The sequence below is a fragment of the Streptomyces sp. L-9-10 genome, from assembly GCF_004151105.1.
GTDB lineage: Bacteria > Actinomycetota > Actinomycetes > Streptomycetales > Streptomycetaceae > Streptomyces.
On sequence record NZ_PHRF01000172.1, the window covers coordinates 100,231 to 118,332 of the forward strand.

The 18,102-nt window shown below is 69.7% G+C and carries 19 protein-coding genes; 1 reads left to right on the top strand and 18 read right to left on the bottom strand.

What is annotated here, in order from left to right; translation table 11 throughout:
- Nucleotides 1–59 precede the first annotated feature (59 nt).
- On the bottom strand, nt 60–890 hold the full coding sequence (locus CU044_RS37555) for a hypothetical protein (RefSeq protein WP_129773526.1): 831 nt from the start codon (nt 888–890) through the stop codon (nt 60–62).
- Between the two features lie 756 nt (nt 891–1,646).
- Here CU044_RS37555 and CU044_RS39135 point away from each other — a divergent pair.
- Complete coding sequence (locus CU044_RS39135) at nt 1,647–2,339, top strand: hypothetical protein (protein WP_193564170.1); 693 nt, start codon at nt 1,647–1,649, stop codon at nt 2,337–2,339.
- Here the strand turns inward: CU044_RS39135 and CU044_RS37565 are convergent.
- The 17 genes from CU044_RS37565 to CU044_RS37625 form a co-directional block, all read right to left on the bottom strand.
- The gene (locus CU044_RS37565) at nt 2,323–3,411 is read right to left on the bottom strand and encodes a site-specific integrase (RefSeq protein WP_129773527.1); all 1,089 of its coding nucleotides are present in this window, start codon (nt 3,409–3,411) and stop codon (nt 2,323–2,325) included. The genes CU044_RS39135 and CU044_RS37565 overlap by 17 nt on opposite strands.
- Before the next feature lie 59 nt (nt 3,412–3,470).
- The gene (locus CU044_RS37570) at nt 3,471–3,731 is read right to left on the bottom strand and encodes a helix-turn-helix domain-containing protein (protein WP_240046077.1); all 261 of its coding nucleotides are present in this window, start codon (nt 3,729–3,731) and stop codon (nt 3,471–3,473) included.
- Between the two features lie 188 nt (nt 3,732–3,919).
- The gene (locus tag CU044_RS37575; RefSeq protein WP_129773529.1) at nt 3,920–4,549 is read right to left on the bottom strand and encodes a site-specific integrase; all 630 of its coding nucleotides are present in this window, start codon (nt 4,547–4,549) and stop codon (nt 3,920–3,922) included.
- Between the two features lie 433 nt (nt 4,550–4,982).
- Nucleotides 4,983–5,282: a hypothetical protein gene (locus tag CU044_RS37580; protein ID WP_129773531.1), complete on the bottom strand. Its 300-nt coding sequence runs from the start codon at nt 5,280–5,282 to the stop codon at nt 4,983–4,985.
- A gap of 380 nt (nt 5,283–5,662) precedes the next feature.
- Nucleotides 5,663–6,991, bottom strand: a complete 1,329-nt coding sequence (locus CU044_RS37585) for a TRAM domain-containing protein (protein WP_129773533.1) — start codon at nt 6,989–6,991, stop codon at nt 5,663–5,665.
- Between the two features lie 243 nt (nt 6,992–7,234).
- Complete coding sequence (locus CU044_RS37590) at nt 7,235–9,316, bottom strand: APC family permease (RefSeq protein WP_129773535.1); 2,082 nt, start codon at nt 9,314–9,316, stop codon at nt 7,235–7,237.
- A 97-nt stretch (nt 9,317–9,413) separates the two neighbouring features.
- Nucleotides 9,414–11,591: a glycoside hydrolase family 3 N-terminal domain-containing protein gene (locus tag CU044_RS37595; RefSeq protein WP_129773538.1), complete on the bottom strand. Its 2,178-nt coding sequence runs from the start codon at nt 11,589–11,591 to the stop codon at nt 9,414–9,416.
- Nucleotides 11,592–11,752: 161 nt separating this feature from the next.
- Complete coding sequence (locus CU044_RS37600; protein WP_129773540.1) at nt 11,753–12,388, bottom strand: DUF5819 family protein; 636 nt, start codon at nt 12,386–12,388, stop codon at nt 11,753–11,755.
- The gene (locus tag CU044_RS37605; protein ID WP_129773542.1) at nt 12,369–14,264 is read right to left on the bottom strand and encodes an alpha/beta fold hydrolase; all 1,896 of its coding nucleotides are present in this window, start codon (nt 14,262–14,264) and stop codon (nt 12,369–12,371) included. The genes CU044_RS37600 and CU044_RS37605 overlap by 20 nt, the downstream gene beginning before the upstream one ends.
- A gap of 131 nt (nt 14,265–14,395) precedes the next feature.
- Nucleotides 14,396–14,566 (bottom strand): hypothetical protein, encoded by a 171-nt coding sequence (locus CU044_RS38970; RefSeq protein WP_165372062.1) that lies wholly within the window; start codon nt 14,564–14,566, stop codon nt 14,396–14,398.
- A 52-nt stretch (nt 14,567–14,618) separates the two neighbouring features.
- Nucleotides 14,619–14,804: a hypothetical protein gene (locus tag CU044_RS37610; RefSeq protein ID WP_129773544.1), complete on the bottom strand. Its 186-nt coding sequence runs from the start codon at nt 14,802–14,804 to the stop codon at nt 14,619–14,621.
- A gap of 38 nt (nt 14,805–14,842) precedes the next feature.
- Complete coding sequence (locus CU044_RS38975) at nt 14,843–15,004, bottom strand: hypothetical protein (RefSeq protein ID WP_165372063.1); 162 nt, start codon at nt 15,002–15,004, stop codon at nt 14,843–14,845.
- A 52-nt stretch (nt 15,005–15,056) separates the two neighbouring features.
- Nucleotides 15,057–15,224, bottom strand: a complete 168-nt coding sequence (locus tag CU044_RS38980; RefSeq protein WP_165372064.1) for a hypothetical protein — start codon at nt 15,222–15,224, stop codon at nt 15,057–15,059.
- A gap of 52 nt (nt 15,225–15,276) precedes the next feature.
- The gene (locus CU044_RS38985; protein WP_165372065.1) at nt 15,277–15,450 is read right to left on the bottom strand and encodes a hypothetical protein; all 174 of its coding nucleotides are present in this window, start codon (nt 15,448–15,450) and stop codon (nt 15,277–15,279) included.
- 128 nt (nt 15,451–15,578) lie between these two features.
- The gene (locus CU044_RS37615) at nt 15,579–16,796 is read right to left on the bottom strand and encodes an MAB_1171c family putative transporter (protein ID WP_129773546.1); all 1,218 of its coding nucleotides are present in this window, start codon (nt 16,794–16,796) and stop codon (nt 15,579–15,581) included.
- A complete protein-coding gene (locus CU044_RS37620) occupies nt 16,789–17,334 on the bottom strand; it encodes a ParH-like protein (protein WP_240046078.1) in 546 nt (181 codons plus the stop codon). Before CU044_RS37620 ends, CU044_RS37615 begins: the two co-directional genes overlap by 8 nt.
- Before the next feature lie 67 nt (nt 17,335–17,401).
- Nucleotides 17,402–17,878: a helix-turn-helix domain-containing protein gene (locus CU044_RS37625; protein WP_129773548.1), complete on the bottom strand. Its 477-nt coding sequence runs from the start codon at nt 17,876–17,878 to the stop codon at nt 17,402–17,404.
- Between the last annotated feature and the right edge of the window lie 224 nt (nt 17,879–18,102).

The window sequence follows — 18,102 nt, forward strand, 5'->3', positions numbered from 1 at the left end:
CGCCTGATCGCCCTTGTCCACCGCCTGATCCGCTACCTACCACGCCTCAAGAAACGCCTTCAACGGCCCGGCTGCGGGATCCGCGCCCCGTCCGCGGTCGAGGAGCCCTCGTCCTGAACGACTTCCCCCGTGATGACCTGGCCAGCAGGCTTGGCGAGTTCCAGGCCGGAGAGGTGCGTCTTGAGCCTTCTGGACATGGGACGGAAGGTCGCGAAGGTGAGCCCGCCGGACACCGCAGCCCCGACGAGGGGAATGGCCTTCGAAACGGACTTGGCGAAGGTCTGCTTCGTCATCTCGACGCCGAGGTAACCGGCGACCCTCTTCACGATGGGGTAGACGACACCCTGGGTCAGTGCCTTCTGAGGCAGCTTCTTGGCTACCTGCTCCGACATCATCCCTGCTACCTTCCCCACGGCGGCGTTCGCGGACTGGGTTCCGAACATCACTCCGAAGAAGAGCGTGAGCACGCCTTTGGTCGCGTCATCCAGGTCGTCGTTGTCGACAGAGAACAGATCGGGCCAGCTGTAGAGGTAGGCGAGCTTCTGCGCGATGCTCAGCATGTGGGCGACATATTGGGCCACATCGGCTGGTACCGTGGCGGGCAGGGCGATGAATCCAGGAATCCCAGCAGCCGCGGAGACCGCGCTCACCTTGGCGGTTTCGTAGCGAATGGACTCGTTGGCTACCGTGTCCAGAACTGCGAGAGGGATACCCGCCGCTGCGGGGGTCACTTCTATCGCTCTGCGCAGTTCATCCTCCGAGCAATGACGGGCCAGCGCCGTCCGGAGGTACGCCTCCCTGTTGATTCGCACGCCCGGAAGCCTTGCCGCGCCGACCAGTAGAGCGGAGAAGCGCGACTCCGCGTTCTCGCTCACTTTGCCCGTGACCATGCCAGGAACGTACAGCAGACGGGTGACTCGCATCCCCCGGATCGGTCATTCTGATCCCGGATCGGGAGGGCAGGAGCCCGACGTAGCGGACAGACCGGGGCCGCGTGTCACCGCACCGTCGCCCATGAGGGCGAACTCCGGCTCGCATCAGCCTCGCCGTGCGTATGCTGCGTCAGCGTGCGCACGCACGGGGTGGACAGCGTGCAGCGCCCGGCCTGACGGTGCCGGAAGTGCCCGTGGAGGATCAGCAGGGCTGTACACCAGATGCCGTTGTCCGTGGTCGGGTTCAGCCTTGGCATCACTCGTATGAGGGGTCAACGCACCTCGGTCGCCGCTCTTCCCCTCTACCTTGACAATCCCATCTGCACCCTCGAGTGGAGCCGGAGTAGTGAAGTACGCGGTGTCTGCACCGCAGGCTGACTTGCTGCGCGAGATCGCGGCGGTTTCCGATGCCGTGCACATTCCACCCGCCCGTACACAGGTCGCCTGGGCGCTGGCCCCGGCCGGCGGGGCTGAACTGGTCTCCCGACTGCAGTCGGCGTCAGGGACGATCACGGTTCCTGATCCTGCGCCTCGGACCCGGGGGCGGTGGCGGGCCGGCCTATTACGACGCACTCCACCACGGGCACGTCCCGGAAGGTCACAAGGTGCGGTGAGGCCGTACACACGCTGGCGATCGTGATCCGGGGCCGAGCCTTTCCCCTCGTCCTCACGGAACGGACGACCAAAGTCCCTCACGAGCCGACTCCGAAGGAGGTGCGCCAAAGGGAGCGCAATCCCTGGATCCGGTTCCCCAAGTACGACGAGGAGTTCAACGGACGCCTCGCCCTCGGTGCACCCGCCAAGAGCCGGTGCCAGCACTCGTATGCCCACAGCGACGGGGCGCGCTGGATGCTGGAGTCGCGCCTGGGTCTCTTCCTACAGGACCTCGAACATCTCGCTGCTGAAGGCGAACGCCGGGATCGGGAGCAGGAACTTGTCGAAGCCGAGCGGCGGCGCCGGTGGTACGCGGCTATCGCACAGGCGCGTGAGCAGCAGATCGATCAGCAGCGCGCGAAGGTGCTCGCCGAACAGCTGAGTGCTTGGAATCAGGCTGCCGAGATCCGCGCCTTCTGCCAGGCAGCCCGCGCTCGAACCGGCAACGCTCCGATTCCGGCCAGCGAGGCGGAATGGCTGCAATGGGCGGAGGCGTATGCCGCACGGCTCGACCCGCTGCACCACGCGCTGGTTACTCCGCCAAATCCCCCGGCCAGTCGGGAGGTTCTTCGCGAGCTCGCAAAGGTCGATGCCTGCGCCTACCCGTGGCCGTTCGACGCTGACGGCCGCTGGGTGCTCCCCCAGGAACAGCCGACCGAACCGAACTCGTGGTCACAACCGCATTCGGCTCGCAACCGGCTTCGCCCCTGCCAACAGGACAGGGGCGAAGGAACGTTTATGCGGCGATCGTGAGCGGGGTTTCCATCCGCTCCCAGGCCCCGAGGACGGCCTTGTGCGCATCCGGCTGCAGGTGGGCGTAGCGCTGGGTGGTCTGGAAGCTCTCGTGGCCGAGGAGGTGCTGGACCTCGTAGAGTGAGACTCCTTTCTGGACCAGCCATGAGGCGCAGGTGTGGCGCATGGAGTGGGGCGGGTAGTGCGGGACCAGCTGCTGCTCGCCGTCGTCATCGAAGCAGCGGGCTCCTTCGACGGCTGGCCACCAGGTCTGTCGGCGCCAGTTACCGTCATCGAGGAGCCGTCCAGCCCGGCCCTTGGTGACGGTGGTGAACACCACAGCGTCCCGGTCGAGCCGGTACATGTGACGTTCAAGTGCTTCGAGAACATGAGCCGGGAGCGGGACCTCCCGGCGGCTCCTGGAGCTCTTCGGATACTCCTTGACACCCCTCTTGGTGTTGACCTCGACCACGAACAGGCGCGAGCGACGCTGGTCGATGCGGTGACGGTGAAGGCCGGAGAGTTCGCCCCAGCGCAGTCCGGTGTAGACACCCAGTAGGCACATCGTCTTCCAGGGGGCGGGAAGCTCGTCGAGGATGCTCTGCGCCTGGTCGATCGTGAACCACTGCGGCGGCTTGACGGCGATCTGAGGCAGGTCGGTGCGCCGGCACGGGCTCACCGCGATCACATCGTCATCCACAGCCGCGCGCATGATGGACGACGTCAGGTTGTAGGCCTGCTTGATCGCAGCAGCACCCACGCCCTTCTCCACCAGGGAACGGATCCAGCTCTGGATATCCATGCGAGTGACGGCCCGCATCTCCCAGTCCGCCCAGTGGGGCATGACATGGTTCTTGATGGTGGAGGCGTCGCCGCGCAGAGTGCGGGGCTCAACGATGCGCGCGCCCCACCACCGGTCATGCCACTCACGGAACGTGATTTCACCGGCCCGCGGGTCGCGCATGCTTCCGCGGATGGACTGTGTCTCCATCTCGATGCCCCAGGCGCGGGCCTGCGCCTTGAGAGGGAACGACTCGCTGTACCGGTCTCCTGCCCGGTTGCGCACGGTCGCCTGCCAGTTGCCGGACTTCAACTTGCGGAGGTACAGGTTCTACTCCTTGTTCGACGACGAGGGGGCCGCCAGGATCGGGGTCAGCGGCGGGCTGTTGGCATGGCAACGGCGCGACGGCTGATGAACTCATCAAGGCCGGCCGATGGGACCCGCACACGGGAGCGGCCTGGCCCGGTGCGGAGGTCGACGACAGGCAGGTCGCCGGCTGCGATGAAGCGGTAGACGGTCCGCCGGTCGACATCCAGGGCGGCGGCGACGGCGGTATGGACAGCAGGCGTGCAGGCATAGCCGGGGGCCTCGATGTGCTGGGGGATGGGCTGAACGCCCGGCGAGATGGCCATCAGAGCGTCGGCCGGTGCAAGGGGCGGTCAAGTAACCCTGTCGGGGGCGTGAAACGCGTAGGGAGAGCCTCGGCCAAACGGAGGCTGGTCCCACGGCGGCTTCGTCGCGCTCAGGAGTTCATACCAAGAGGGCGGTTATGTCCCGTGCGCCCCGCGCTCTGGACCTCAGCCTCACCGCAGGGCGAAATTCACGACTTCAGTGACTCTGGAAGGCCCATGACGTCCTCCAGGCGGTCCCAGTCGATCTCGGCGTCTTCTACACGGAAGCAGTGCGGGTAACGCAGGGCCAGCCAACTCGGAGTCACACCGGCCAACTCAGCAACCACGAAGGGTGAAGTGCCCATCCCGAGCCACTTCACCAGGCAGGACTCCCGGAGAATGGAGATGGGCTCCCCCAGGCGCCACGAGTACCGCTCGTCCCGTGGCAGAACGGCCTCTTCAGCTTGCTCCCATACCTGCTGGCATACGGGAGTCGAGAGTGAACGTCCGCGCAGGCCGGAAAACAGGAGATCGCCCTCCCCCAGGCCGGCCTCACTTATCCATGCCCGCAGAAACTCGACGGACTGCGAGCGTAGGGGAACCTCCCTCGCCTTCCCACGGTAGCGAACGGTCAACGTGCCCAGGCCACGCTCCGGGAGAACCACGTCGCTCACTCGCAGCCCACGGGCTTCGCCCGGGCGCAGAGCCTGCTCGGCCACAACACGCATGAAGGGGTACACCGAACGTTCAACACCCTCCCGCCCACGCACCCACTCAAGCAACGCTCGAACCTGCTCCTCGGAATACAGCCACTCTTCTTCCATGACCTCGACCGACATAGTTTTGAACTCCTCACGGGAACGACGGAACACACCCAACCGATCAGCGGGTAGTTCAATGGTCTGGAGAAACGCCGGTTTGGCTAACCGGCGATCGTCGGCTATGTTGCGCCCGACTCGGCACTTACGACGCCCTGGTGCCTGCACGTGAAAGCAGCGCGTAGTCGCGTTGCTGCGGACTGTTCTAGGTTTGCTTGCTTCGGCGCGTCATTCCAGTCCGTTGCGCCCTCAATGTGTCTGCCGTCGGCGAATCAGCACAATCAAGCACCACGTTGGGGTACTGCCAGCTGCGCCATCAACGAGCAGCGAGGAGCCTGGAACAGAGCAGGCGCCTTCTAAGCACCTGCTCTATCGCGTCACCTCAGCGCCCTGCGCGATGCCCTCGGCATTCCGTCCGCAGAGTTCATGAGCGCCCGGCATCGAGCCTCAGGAATCAAGCGTCGAACAGATCAACTTGCTCCCAGCGGGCTGACATCGGCTCACCGGAGTCGAGCGCGGGCACGGGAACCGGACCGCTCGCCCCCGGCCGCTGACTGCGCGCGTTGGGATGCGGGCCCTCCGCAAGGGAGAACTCTAGGCCGAGCCCATCGTACGGAACCTTCTCGATACGGCGGCCTTCCGGCTCCATGCCGTGCCGCTTCGCGTAATTGACGACGCGCCGCCACTCCGCGACCTCGTCGTCGCTCGGGTGCGTGTATCGAACGCGCCCTTCGGCCAAGAGCCGCTCGACCAACTCCCGCGTCTTCGCCCTCCGCGCTTGAGCGACGGGACGCTCGCTGTATGGCGACGGTGAATCGCTCGGCACGGCGGCATCGCCACCCTCTCGAACGGCGCAGGTACACGGTCATACCTGGCAGATACCGTACGCGCCGACAAGCGAACCCACCCGACGATCCGACGCGCGCGCTGCCCCTCGGGCAGGACCGTGGCCGCCCACACACGTTCCTCAGCCCACGCTGCGGTCCAGGTCACGGCATCTCGAGATTCGCCTGGCACACCATCAGAACGAGCGTCAAATGAGCGTCAAGATACCTCGGAGAGCGTCATCTGAGCGTCAAGATATCGCCCGTAACGCCCATAGCGCGCATCATGCGCATTGACTAAAACCACAGGTCAACGGCCTCTTTCGACAGGTTCAAGGATCGCCACGCACTCCACGTGGTGCGTCATCGGGAACAGGTCGAAGGCCCGCAGCGTGCGCGGGCGGTAGCCGCCCTCACGGAAGTACGCCAGGTCGCGGGCGAGTGCGGCCGGGTCGCAGGCGACGTAGGCGATGCGGCGGGCGCCGAGGCTCGTGAGGTGTTTGACCGTCTGCTTGCCCGCGCCCGCGCGGGGCGGGTCCAGGACGATGAGGTCCGTCTCGGTGATCCTGGTGCGCGGCAGCAGCTGGTCGACCTTGCCCTGTTCGATCCGGACCCGGGGCATGTCCTGGAGGTTGTGCCGGGCGTCCTCGACCGCGCGCTTGCCGGATTCGATGCCCAGTACCGCGCCGGTCTCCCCGACGCGCTCCGCGATGGCCCCGGCGAACAGGCCCACTCCGCAGTACAGATCGAGCGCGGTCTCGCCCTTCCTCGGCATCAGGCCCTGCATCACGGCCTCCACCAGCAGCTGCGGCGCCTGCGGGTGCACCTGCCAGAAGCCGCCCATGCCGACGCGGTACGTACGGCCGTCGGCGCGCTCGCGGACGAAGGCGCGGCCGTGGACGCGGTGCACTCCCCCGTCGCGCTCGTCCACCCGCAGTACGGACACCGGCTTGTCCAGCTCCACCAGCGGCAGCCGGCCGCCCTCGCGCGGGGTGAGGATCACCTGCCGGTCGCCGGAGCCCGACGCGGCGATCGCCTCGACCGTGGCGATCTGCGGCCACTCGCGCCGCTCGACGCCCAGCTCGCTGACACCCTCGGTGGCGATCATGCAGTGCTCGACCGGCTCGACCTCGTGCGACCGGTGCCTGCGCAGCCCCGCGCGTCCGTCCTCGCCGATCGCGTACTGCACGCGCGAGCGCCAGGCAGGTACCTCGCCCGCGGGCAGTTTGTCGCCGGGGGCGGGCATGACCGTGCCGTCCCAGCCCGCCTCCTCCGGGGTGAGGCCCGCGAGCCGCTGGAGCTGTTCGGCGATGACCTCGCCCTTGAAGCGGCGCTGCACGCCCGGCTTGGCGTGCTGCCAGTCGCAGCCGCCGCACTTGCCGGGGCCGGCGTACGGGCACGGGGCCTCGACCCGGTCCTTCGACGGCTCGACGATCTTCACCGCGTCGGCGCGGAGATAGCGGGAGTCCTCCTCGCCCTCCGTCACACGCGCGACGATCTTCTCGCCCGGCAGTGCGTGCCGTACGAAGAGCACGCGGCCCCCGGCGGTACGGGCGATGCAGTGGCCGCCATGGGCGACGGGGCCCACCTCGACCTCGTACTCCTCCCCGATCAGCGAAGCCTGCGGTTCTGTTGACATGGGAGGTGGCTCCAAAAGATCAGAGGTAAGAAGGGTGGGTCAGGAAACAAGAAAGGTGAGAGGGAAGGAGAAGGAGAAGAGGAGAGAGGGAAGGGGAAGAACGGGGAGGGAAAAAACGGGGAGGGGTGGACGACAGCCCACCAGTCTACGTGCGCGTCACCCACCCGGCTGCCACGCGCCGGATCCCCCTCCGTCCGCTCGGACCGCTCGGCCCCCTCCGTCCGGTCGGCCCCCACCGCCCGCTCAGTCCTTCCGGTCCCGGTCCCGGTCCCGGTCCGTCCGGTCCCGGTCCGCCTCCTTCGGCCGCGCGTCCACGGGACCGCGCCTGACCGCGCCCGGCGCCACATACGCCGCGCGCCGCTTCGCCCGCTTCTTCGCCAGCTCCGAGGACTCCAGCTGGTACGGCACCGACGTCACCATCACGCCCGGCGTGAAGAGCAGCCGTCCCTTGAGCCGCAGGGCGCTCTGGTTGTGCAGCAGATGCTCGTACCAGCGGCCGACCACGTACTCCGGGATGTAGATGCTCACCGCGTCGCGCGGATTCTCCGTGCGCAGACCGCGTACGTACTCGATCACCGGCCGGGTGATCTCGCGGTACGGGGAGTCGAGGATCTTCAGCGGTACGTTGATGCCGCGCCGCTCCCACTCGTCCCTGAGCTGCTTCGTCTCCGCCGCGTCGACATTGATGCTGAGCGCCTCCAGGGTGTCCGAGCGCATCAGCTTGGCGTACCCGAGGGCACGCAGTGTGGGCTTGTGGACCTTGGAGACCAGGACGATCGAGTGCACCCGGGACGGCCGGGCGCTGTCGTCGGACGGCCCCTCGGCGGCGGCGATCTCCGCGGAGACCCGGTCGTAGTGCTTGCGGATCGCGGTCATCGTCCCGTAGAAGATCACCATGCCGAGCAGCGCGACCCAGGCGCCATGGGTGAACTTGGTCGCCAGTACGACGACGAGTACGAGACCGGTGAAGAAGGCGCCGAAGGTGTTGATCGCCCGGGACCGGATCATGTGGCGGCGCTTGGCCGGGTCGCGCTCGGTCCGCAGATGGCGGTTCCAGTGCCGGACCATGCCCGTCTGGCTGAGCGTGAACGAGACGAAGACACCGACGATGTAGAGCTGGATCAGCCGGGTGGAGTCCGCCCCGTAGAGCCCGACGAGCAGTGCGGCGGCCCCGGCCAGCAGGACGATGCCATTGGAGAAGGCCAGCCGGTCGCCGCGGGTGTGCAACTGGCGCGGCAGATAGCGGTCCTGGGCGAGGATCGAGCCGAGCAGCGGGAAACCGTTGTACGCGGTGTTGGCGGCCAGGAAGAGGACCAGCGCGGTGGCCGCGGCGAGCAGGACGAACAAGAACGTGCCGCTGCCGAAGACGGCGGCGGCGACCTGGGAGATCACCGGGTTCTGGACATAGCCGGAGCCGACCGGGACACCGTCGCGGAGCAGATCCGTGCCGGGCGACTCCGCCATCCGCACATCGGTGGCCATGGCCAGGCCGATGATGCCGCAGAACATCGTCACGGCCAGGCCGCCCATCAGGGCGAGGGTCGTGGCCGCGTTCCTGCTCTTCGGCTTGCGGAAGGCCGGGACGCCGTTGCTGATCGCCTCGACACCGGTCAGCGCGGCGCAGCCGGAGGAGAAGGCCCGCAGCAGCAGGAAGACCAGCGCGAAGCCGGCCAGTCCCTGGTGCTCGGGCTTGATCTCGAGGTCGGACGTCGGGGCGCGCATGGTGTCGCCGAGCACGAGTCCGCGGAACGCGCCCCAGGCGATCATGAGGAACACCCCGCCGACGAAGACGTACGTCGGGATCGCGAAGAGCTTCCCGGACTCCCGTACGCCACGCAGGTTCATCAGCGTGAGCAGCACGATTATCACGATGGCGGACAGGACCTTGTGCTCCACCACGAAGGGGACCGCCGACCCGAGGTTCTCCACGCCGGAGGAGATCGACACCGCCACGGTCAGCACGTAGTCGACGAGGAGCGCGCTGGCGACCGTGAGTCCGGCCTTGGGGCCGAGGTTGGTGTTCGCGACCTCGTAGTCGCCGCCGCCGCTCGGATAGGCGTGCACGTTCTGCCGGTACGACGCGACGACCGTGAACATGAGGACCACGACGGCCAGCGCGATCCACGGGCTGAAGGTGTAGGCCGACACACCCGCGATGGACAGGACCAGGAGGACTTCTCCCGGCGCGTACGCCACCGAGGACAGCGGGTCGGAGGCGAAGACGGGCAGGGCGATGCGCTTGGGGAGGAGGGTCTCCCCGAGCCTGTCGCTGCGCAGCGCCCGCCCGATCAGGATGCGTTTGGGCACGTCGGTCAGTTTGGACACGGAAGGGATCGTATGCGTTCGAACAACATCGCGTGCGGGCACCACCCCCTCCCGCCGCCCGGCATGTCCAGGGGCCCCCGGGCACGGTACGCGCGCCTCACGGGGTGAGGGTCAGCGTGCACCGCGCGGTCGCCAGCGAACTGTTCCCCGCGTAGAGATCGATACGTCCCGGCTCCACGAGGAAACGGCCCGCGGGGTCGTTCGTCCAGAACCCGAGGTCCTCCGCGCCGAGCCGGAACCGCACCACCGCGCTCTCCCCCGCGCCGAGCGTGACGCGCCGGAAACCGCGCAGGCGCCGCACCGGCTGGACGATCGAGGCCGCCCGGTCGTGCACATAGAGCTGTACGACCTCGTCACCCGCGCGCTGCCCGGTGTTCCGTACGGCGACCGCCACCTCCACCTCGGCGCCGCCCGACAACTCCGCGACGCCGACGGCGTCCTGGCTCGGCTCCGGCGCGCCGATCTCGAAGCCGGTGTAGCTGAGGCCGAATCCGAACGGGAAGCGCGGTCCGCGCCCGATGTCCAGATACGACGAGGTGAACGGCGCCCCCGGGCCGTCCGGTCCGGACGGGCGGCCGGTGTTCTCGTGGTTGTGGTAGACGGGGATCTGCCCCACCGAGCGCGGAAAGCTCACCGGCAGTTTGGCACCGGGGTTCACGTCGCCGAACAGCACGTCGGCGAGCGCGTGACCGGCCTCGATGCCCAGGTGCCAGGCCGCCAGCACGGCCGGCGCCCGGTCGAGCCAGCCGTCGACGGTGAGCGGGCGCCCGCCGACGAGCACGACGACGAACGGCCGGCCCGTCGCCGCGATCGCCCGGATCAGCTCCTCCTGGCCGGCGGGCAGCGACAGGTCGCTGCGCGACGACGCCTCTCCGCTGAGCTCCGTGGGCTCGCCGGCCACCACCACGGTCAGGTCGGCGGAGCGCGCCGCCGCCACAGCGGCCTCATGGTCCTCGGCGTGCCGGACGACGGCGGCGTCCGGGAGCGCCGCCCGTACGCCGTCGAGGACGGTGACCGCGGGGAAGCGGGACGCGCCGGGCCCCGACCAGGTGCCGTGCAGATCGGTGGAGTCCGCGAACGGGCCGACCACGGCGACCGAGGAGAGGCTACGGCTCAGCGGCAGCGTGTCCCCCTCGTTCTTGAGCAGCACCACGCACCGGCCCGCGGTCTCGCGGGCCGCCGCCCGGCTCTCCGCCGTCGGGCCGGTCAGCGCGGCGCCCTCGTCCACGTACGGCCGTTCGAACAGCCCGAGGCGGAACTTCAGCCGCAGCACGCGCGCCACGGCGTCGTCGAGGCGCCCGGCCGAGAGCGTCCCGCCGCGCAGCGACTCCCGTCCGTGGTCGGCGAGATCCGTACTGACCATCTCCATGTCGAGGCCCGCCTCGAACGCGAGCCCGGCGGCGGCCGCGGCGTCCTCGGCGAAGCCGTGCACGATCAGTTCGTGGACCCCGTTCCAGTCGCTCACCACGACGCCGTCGAAGCCCCACTCCCCCTTGAGGATGTCGGAGAGCAGATGCGGGTGGGCGTGGGCCGGGACGCCGCTGACGGTGTTGAAGGCGGCCATCACCGTCGCCGCGCCCGCCTCCACGGCGGCCTTGAACGGCGGCAGATAGAGATTGCGCAGACGCTGTTCCGAGACATCGACCGTGTTGTAGTCACGGCCGCCCTCGGCGCCTCCGTAGGCGGCGAAATGCTTGGCGCAGGCGGCGATCCGGCGCGGATCGCGGAGGTCGTCGCCCTGGTGGCCGCGGACCTTGGCTCTCGCGAACGCGGCCGTCAGATACGGGTCCTCACCGCAGCTCTCGGCGATCCGTCCCCAGCGCGGATCGCGGGTCACGTCCATCATCGGCGCGAACGTCCAGTGGATCCCGTTGGACCGGGTCTCGCCGGCGGCCACCTCGCCGTCCCGCTCGGCGACCGCCGGATCGAAGCTGGCCGCCTGTGCGAGCGGGATCGGGAAGGTGGTCCAGAAACCGTGGATCACGTCGAAACCGAAGAGCAGCGGGATACCGAGCCGTGACTCCTCGACGGCGATGCGCTGGAGGGCGTTGGTGTGCGCGGCGCCGTGCAGGTTGAGTACGGAGCCGAGCACCCCCTCGCGGACCGCCGTCTCGATGAGATGGTTCTGCCCGCCGCCGGGGCCGGTGTCCCCGGTCCACGCCAGCTGCTGGAGCTGCCCCAGCTTCTCCGCGTCCGTCATCCGGGCCAGCAGCTCCGCGACGCGCCCGTCGTCCGTACGGTCCCGGTCGTCCGTACGGTCCTGTTCCTGGTCCATGCTCCGCGTCCCAACGTGCCTGGAGGTGGGGGCCACAGGGCCCCGCCGCGGTACGGATCACCGTCGGCGCCGGTGATCCGTACCCCTTCCGGCGGCGGGTAGGCCCACGACGTCCCCTCCCTGTGCGGACATCGCCGGGGACACCGTCCGCCGCGGCGGTCTCACACGTACGGGCGGGAGGGGTCGTACGGGATATAGGGGGAGACGAAGACGTAGTCCGGCTCGTGTTCCGTGTCATGGCCGGTGTGGCGGGCGACCACGAACTGGAAGCCACGGGGCGGGGCGCCGTCGCCCGTCCCCTCGTGCACGGACCGGGCCACCGAGTTCCGCAGCATCCGGTAGGCCGTGGTACGCGTCATGTCGCCGCCGGACTTCCGCATGACCGCGATCAGTTCATGGCAGATGTCGAAGAGCGCCTTCTCCCTGCGGCGGCCGGGGAACCACACCATCTGGACGGGACGGCGCGGTGTGATGGCCGACGCCTCCTCCCAGTCGGTCTGCCGCCCGTCGGCCGTCTCCGTGCGGAGCAGGACGTGGTAGTCGTGCTGCGCGGGCTCGGGGGCGAAGAAGCGCCAGTTCGGTACGGCGATGCCTGTCTTGTCGTACTCCGCGAGCCGGTCGAACTCCCGCTTGGGGTGCTGGCTCAGCACGGTGAGGGCGAACCAGGCGGCCAGACCGCCGATGGTCAGCGCGGTCACCGCGTCACGGCCGCCGGCCCCGCGCGCTGTGCCGCGCGGTATGCCGCCCACTCCGCGCGGTACACCCGGCACCGGACCGTCAAAGCTGCGAACGGGCATCGGCCGTCTCCTCCTCGCGATCGGCGGCGCCGTGGCCCAGCCCGCCGACGAACTCGGTCATCAGCTCCGCCACCCGCGTGGCCGAGGCCCGTTCCCCGACCACGGCGTCGCGGTGGACGTCCAGTACGTGCCGGACCGAGCGGGGCGCGACCTGCGCGTACTCGTCCTGCAGATCCTTCTGGGCCTCGGTCAGTTCGTTCGTCCTGGCGCAGGTGACCAGGCACACCGGTACGCCGACAGCGGGCAGCGGTCCCTCGTACAGCCGGAACCGCGCGAGGCTGCCGCGCCACTCGCGCAGCGCCGCCGACCACACGGTCGGATCCCGGTACTGCGCCTCGGCCAGCCCGCGCACGCCGGAGGGCAGTTGGCCCAGCCAGTCCGGGCTCTTCAGCAGCGGACCGAGGCACAGGCGCAGGGATATCGCCATCTGGTTGAGGACATCGGTCACCCGCTGCCCGTCCGGATCCTGTGTGCCGGTGCTCTCGCTCATCTCGCCCGGGTGGCTGGGGTCGATCAGCCCGAGGCCGACGACCTGTCCGGGCAGCCGCCGCGCGGCCCTGGCCACCAGATAGCCACCGAGGGAGTGGCCGATGAGCACGACGGGCCGGTCGCCCGCCACGTGCGCGACGAGGTCGGCCAGATCGTCGGCGGCGGAGTCGATGTCGAAGTGCCGGGATCCGGCGTAGCCGCTCCGGCCGTAACCGGCGCGCTGATAGGTGACCACCGGATGGCGCTTGGAGAGTTCGGAGGCGAGCCACTCGGCGCGTTCGGGGGTCGAGCTGAGGGCGTGCTCCAGGACGACGACCGGCGCCGCGGGATCGAGCGCCTCGGCCGGATCCCCGGCCCACCGGTAGGCGAGGGTGTTGCCCGACGCCGTCGTCATCTCCCGCTCGTCGCCCCGCCCGCGCAGCACGGTCCGGCGTTGCCGGGTACGGGAGACGACGCCCGCGGCGAGGGCGGCCGTCAGCAGAGCGCCGACGGCCACGGGGAAGGCGTCGTCGCGCCGTTCCACCCGGCCGTCCGGCCAGGTCCTGACCCGTGGTCCCGCGATGTAGAGCACGGCGGAGTGCAGGGAGCAGAAGGACGTGAGGAAGCGTCCCAGGCCCATCACGCCCGCGTTGGCGAGATGGAAGCCGCCGACCGCGGCCACCAGCACCGGGGCCGCCCGGCCCTTGGCCAGATGGACCACGGGGAAGGCGCACTCCAGCGCGAGCACACCGGTGCTCAGCGCGTGCGAGGTACGCGGGTACTTCGTGAGCAGACGCCAGGTCGTGGCCTCGCCGTAGGACTTGGTACGCATCACTCCGGGCAGGGCCCGGCCGCTGCGCCAGGTCGGGCTGGACACCTTGACCCAGCCGGACGTCGCGTACGACAGCACCGACTGGAGGCCGGCGAACCACAGGCAGGCGTCGACCGCCCGCGGCCGGTCCTCCAGGGCCCGCGCCACCGTCGCGGTGGTCTGTACGAGGAACGCCACCTGGTCGGAGCCGTCGGTGCCGTAGTGGTTGCGCGGGTACAGCGCCAGCGAGGTGGCCGACAGGACCAGGTCGGCCGCGAGCCGTCCGCGCCTCGGGAGCGGGGCGAGGAGCGCCGCCGCCGCGACGACCCGCGCGCCGTGCAGCACCCGGCTGCCCCGGGGGCCCGACACCACGTCGAGCACCTTGCGGACCGGCGCCGGCCAGGCACGGAACTGTTCCCTGCCGACGCGCCAGTCGTTCATCCCGCCGGGCAGCCGGTCCTTCTCCGTGACCAGGTATTCCAGGCTCGACACCAAGTGGGTCGTCGCACTGAGCCGTTCCATGGTGGTGACCGCCGAGGAGCGGCTCACCCTGGGCGGCGACACGGCGGCACGCAGCAGCCGCGGCAGTCTCGCCATAACAGATCTTCCCCTTCGTGCCGGCTGGGGAGCCGGCCACGGTCGGCGGTGCGCCGGGCCGGACAGCCGCCGGACGGCTGGCGGACAGCTGCCGGACGGCACGGTCCGGCGCACCGGTTGGGCCGGGAGACTCAGAGGTTGTAGCCGGCGACGAAGGCCGCCACCAGCGCCGCGCCGACCTGGACCGCCGCGGGGCAGCAGATGACGGAGTCGGGAACGTCGACCCGCTGCACCTCGGTGGTGTGCAGCGGAACGGTCGCGAGAGCGCTGCTCTCGTTCACGTGGTTGGCCAGTAGGGACATGCTGGGCTCCTGATCAGGTGGTCGGTGGAGGGGGCGGAGGAGGCGGTGAGGGTCACCGCTCCTCGGTGAAGCCACCGCCCAGGGCGTAGCCGAAGGCGATACCGGCGGCGAAGGTGACGAGCACGGCCGGGCAGCAGACGGCGGAGTCCGAGGGCTCCATCTGGTGCACCTGCGTCGTGTGCAGCGGCACCGTGGCCAGAGCACCGCTCGTGTTCACCTGGTGGGACAGAGAAGACATCGCGTTCTCCTTGGGGAGGCGGTCGTACCGGGCGGGGATCAGCCTGTGTAGGAGACCCCGAAGCTGATGCAGCCGGTCACGAGCACGATGCAGATGATCGGCTCGATCTCGGAGTCCGCCATCTTCCGCACCTCGTTGCTGTGCAGCGGAATGGCCGTCAGAGCGGTGCTGTCATTGACACGACGGGCGAGATGGGACACGGGAGATCTCCTTCACACAGTGGGGTGAGCGGTCAGGGACGGGAGCCACGGGTCAGCCCCCGTGCGCCGCGAAGGCGACGTCGACCGAGGCCCCGTTGGTGGCCGTGTTGGCGATACAGATCACGGGATTCGGTTCCGCCGGTGTCTGAACCGCGGTGGCGTGCAGGGGGACAGCGGCCAGGACGCCGCTGTCGTTGGCGCTCCGCGCCAGATCGGACACGGGAACGTCCTTTCCTCTCAGGACGGCCGCGCGGACGCGGACCGGGCCGGGATCAGCCGCTGTGACCGGCGACGTATCCCGCGGCGAAGGCGACCACCACGGCGGCGGCCGTCGCCGGAGTGCTGATCACCGAGTCCGGGGACTCGACCATCCGCACCTCGGTGGTGTGCAGGGGGATGGTCGCGAGGGAGTTGTTGTCATTGACACGCCGAGCAAGAACTGACACAGAAATCCTTCCGCAGACAGGGATCTCAACTGCCACATGGAGCGCTTGAGTTGACGCGCTCATCATGTTGCGCGCCCGGGAGATACGTCAACTGTTATGGATGTAACTTTGCATCGCATTCATCTCAGCTAACGGCGCACGTCCGAAGCCTCCGTGCGAACCCGCCCCCGGATCGCGTGGACCGCGGCGGAGTGCCGGAAGGCACCGGTCACCCGGAGCAGCCAGGCCGCCTCCGCCTCGACCGTCCCCGGCATCGGCGGCGGGGTGTGCGCGGGCCGGCCGGGGAGCGCGCCGTCCTGTCGCTGTCCGGCCCGCTTGTTCTCCAGCGCCGCGGCGATCACGGCGGCTTCGACGACCGCGTCGTGATCACGCTCGTCCGTGCGCCGCAGTTCCTCGGCCACCCACCCCGGGACGTACGGGTGGAGGTAGGGGCGCAGGGCCAGATGGCCGTCGCGGATCTCGATGACCCGGCGGTACAGGGCGAACTCCGTACGCCGCGGACCGGGGCGGCGGCCGGCCGCGGACGCGGGCAGCGCGATCTCCGGGAGTTCGACGTACAGGGCAGCCCACAGCGGTTCCAGGGCGCGGTACGCGCGGTGGGCGCGCAGCCACCTGCCCGGCGCCGAGAGCCGTCCGCCCCACAGCGTGGCGCTGGCGCCACCGGTGGCCAGGACGGCGGTGATCGCGCCCAGCACGCTGGAGACCAGGTCCTCGCCCAGCCCCTGTCGCCCGTCGGCCAGATTGACGGTGATGTCGTGCAGGGCCCACGAGGTCCACACCACGCCGCACACGGCGGCGAGCGTCATCAGCCGCAGCCCCGTGCGCAGCAGGCCCGGTACGGTCCCCCGCGCGTGACGGGCCAGTTCCCGGCCCAGGACGCACAGACACCAGGAGCCGTAGCCGGCGAAGACGGCGTTGTACCCGGCGAGCAGCGGGCCCCGCCCGTCCGGGACCACGAGGGAGTCGCCGAGGATCCCGGGGCCGGCGGCGAGGAACAGCGTGACCGACACCGCCTGGACGGCGAGGGCCAGAGAGACCTGCCGCCGTACGGCGGGTCGCGCGGGCCCCGGCGTCTTGAGCGCGAGCGCCACGAGGACGAGAAAGCTGAAGGCGCCCGTCTTCAGCTGGTGGGTGAGCAGCATGACGGCCTCCGACGCCGGTAAGAGGCGGCCCAGCGCGCTCAGTGTGGCCGGCGCGTTGAACAGCATCGCCAGCCCCATGCACAGCGCGAAGCCGACGACATCGCGCTGCGCGGGGTCGGCCCCCTTCCGGCGGATGACCACGAGCCGGTGCACGGCGTACGCGAGGAAGACACCGGCGGCGAGATAGGCGGTGAGGTCAGCCATCCGCGCGGGTCCGCCGACCGTGTGCGCCGAACAGCGTGTGCAGCCGGGATCCCCCCGGCTCCGCGGGCGGCGGGGCGGCACTCGCCCGGTCGAGCCCGGCGGCGCGCGTGAGGATGAGGGAGGCGACGAGTTCCGCCTCCTGCTCCTGCGGCTCGGTGTAGACGCTGCGGCCGAGGACGCGCTGGACCAGCGAGGCGGGCAGATGGGGCATCAGGACCTGGGCCGCGGCGGTCGCCGCGGGAGCGGTCTCGTGGTGGCCGCAGATGATGTGGGCGGCCTCGTGGAGCAGGATGTGCTGCTGGTGCAGCGGCGTGGTGTCGGCCGCGTAGAGGATGCAGTCCGCGCGGTCCGTGGTGATCAGCAGCCCGCATGGGGTGTGCGGCCTGGCCACGACCGGGACGAGATCGATGGGACGCCCCCGCGTCCGCGCGAGCATGTCGATGAAGACCGTCGCGTCGAACGGGCTGGGCAGCTGAAGTGCCTCGACGGTTCGCAGGCAGCGCTGCCACTGCCGTCTGAGACCCCGGTCAGTCCTCACGCACCACGCACCGTTCCCCATCCTCGGCATCCTCGGCTTCGTCCGGACGTTCCGTCACCCGGAAGGTTCAGCCGCCACCCCGCCCGGAGCCGTCCCGCTCCGGACCGTCCTGCTCCGGACCCCGCTCCGGACCGCCTTGCTCACGTCGGGCGATCACATCGATCAGATCGCTGATCGTGCCGACGCTCTCGGGCGAGAGATTGACCGCGCGCAGGGCCACACTCCGCACCCCGGCGTCACGCAGCGCGGCGAGCAGCTCCAGTTCCCGGGCGATCGCGGCACCCTGGTCGCCGTCGAAGAAATAGGCGACCGGAACGTCGAAGAACCGTGCCAGGGCTTCGAGATGCCGCTTCGTGGGGTTGTCACGCCGCCCGGTGCGCAACTGCCACAGATAGGTGGCGGAGAAGCTGTCACCGGTCGCCTCCCGGCAGGCGCGCGCCACTTCCTCGTGGCTGTACTGCTCCCGGTTGGGCCGGCGTACGGCTCTGAACAGCCCGTCGATCTTGTCGGCCAATGAGGATTCCGCGGACTCCGGCTCGGCCATCCTCTGCCTCTCGCACGACGATCAGCCCAGATGGAACCGGGCCGCACTGCCCTTCATCCTAGCTGCCGACTGACACGGACGGGTGAACCCAGCGGGCTCCTGTCCGTCCGGCGGCGGCCCGCGCGGCAGGGGACGACCGACGGGGCACACACCTGATCTCCCGTTCCTGGTTGCCGATACGGTGGGCGTGAGCGCGGACGAGGGCGACATCCCCGGCACCGCTC

Excerpts from the sequence above, each read along its gene's own strand:
- CU044_RS37555 (WP_129773526.1), bottom strand. The coding sequence starts at position 890 with ATGGTCACGGGCAAAGTGAGCGAGAACGCGGAGTCGCGCTTCTCCGCT.
- CU044_RS37570 (WP_240046077.1), bottom strand. The coding sequence starts at position 3,731 with ATGGCCATCTCGCCGGGCGTTCAGCCCATCCCCCAGCACATCGAGGCC.
- CU044_RS37575 (WP_129773529.1), bottom strand. The coding sequence starts at position 4,549 with ATGTCGGTCGAGGTCATGGAAGAAGAGTGGCTGTATTCCGAGGAGCAG.
- CU044_RS37585 (WP_129773533.1), bottom strand. The coding sequence starts at position 6,991 with ATGTCAACAGAACCGCAGGCTTCGCTGATCGGGGAGGAGTACGAGGTC.
- CU044_RS37595 (WP_129773538.1), bottom strand. The coding sequence starts at position 11,591 with ATGGACCAGGAACAGGACCGTACGGACGACCGGGACCGTACGGACGAC.
- CU044_RS37600 (WP_129773540.1), bottom strand. The coding sequence starts at position 12,388 with ATGCCCGTTCGCAGCTTTGACGGTCCGGTGCCGGGTGTACCGCGCGGA.
- CU044_RS37605 (WP_129773542.1), bottom strand. The coding sequence starts at position 14,264 with ATGGCGAGACTGCCGCGGCTGCTGCGTGCCGCCGTGTCGCCGCCCAGG.
- CU044_RS38970 (WP_165372062.1), bottom strand. The coding sequence starts at position 14,566 with ATGTCCCTACTGGCCAACCACGTGAACGAGAGCAGCGCTCTCGCGACC.
- CU044_RS37610 (WP_129773544.1), bottom strand. The coding sequence starts at position 14,804 with ATGTCTTCTCTGTCCCACCAGGTGAACACGAGCGGTGCTCTGGCCACG.
- CU044_RS37615 (WP_129773546.1), bottom strand. The coding sequence starts at position 16,796 with ATGGCTGACCTCACCGCCTATCTCGCCGCCGGTGTCTTCCTCGCGTAC.
- CU044_RS37625 (WP_129773548.1), bottom strand. The coding sequence starts at position 17,878 with ATGGCCGAGCCGGAGTCCGCGGAATCCTCATTGGCCGACAAGATCGAC.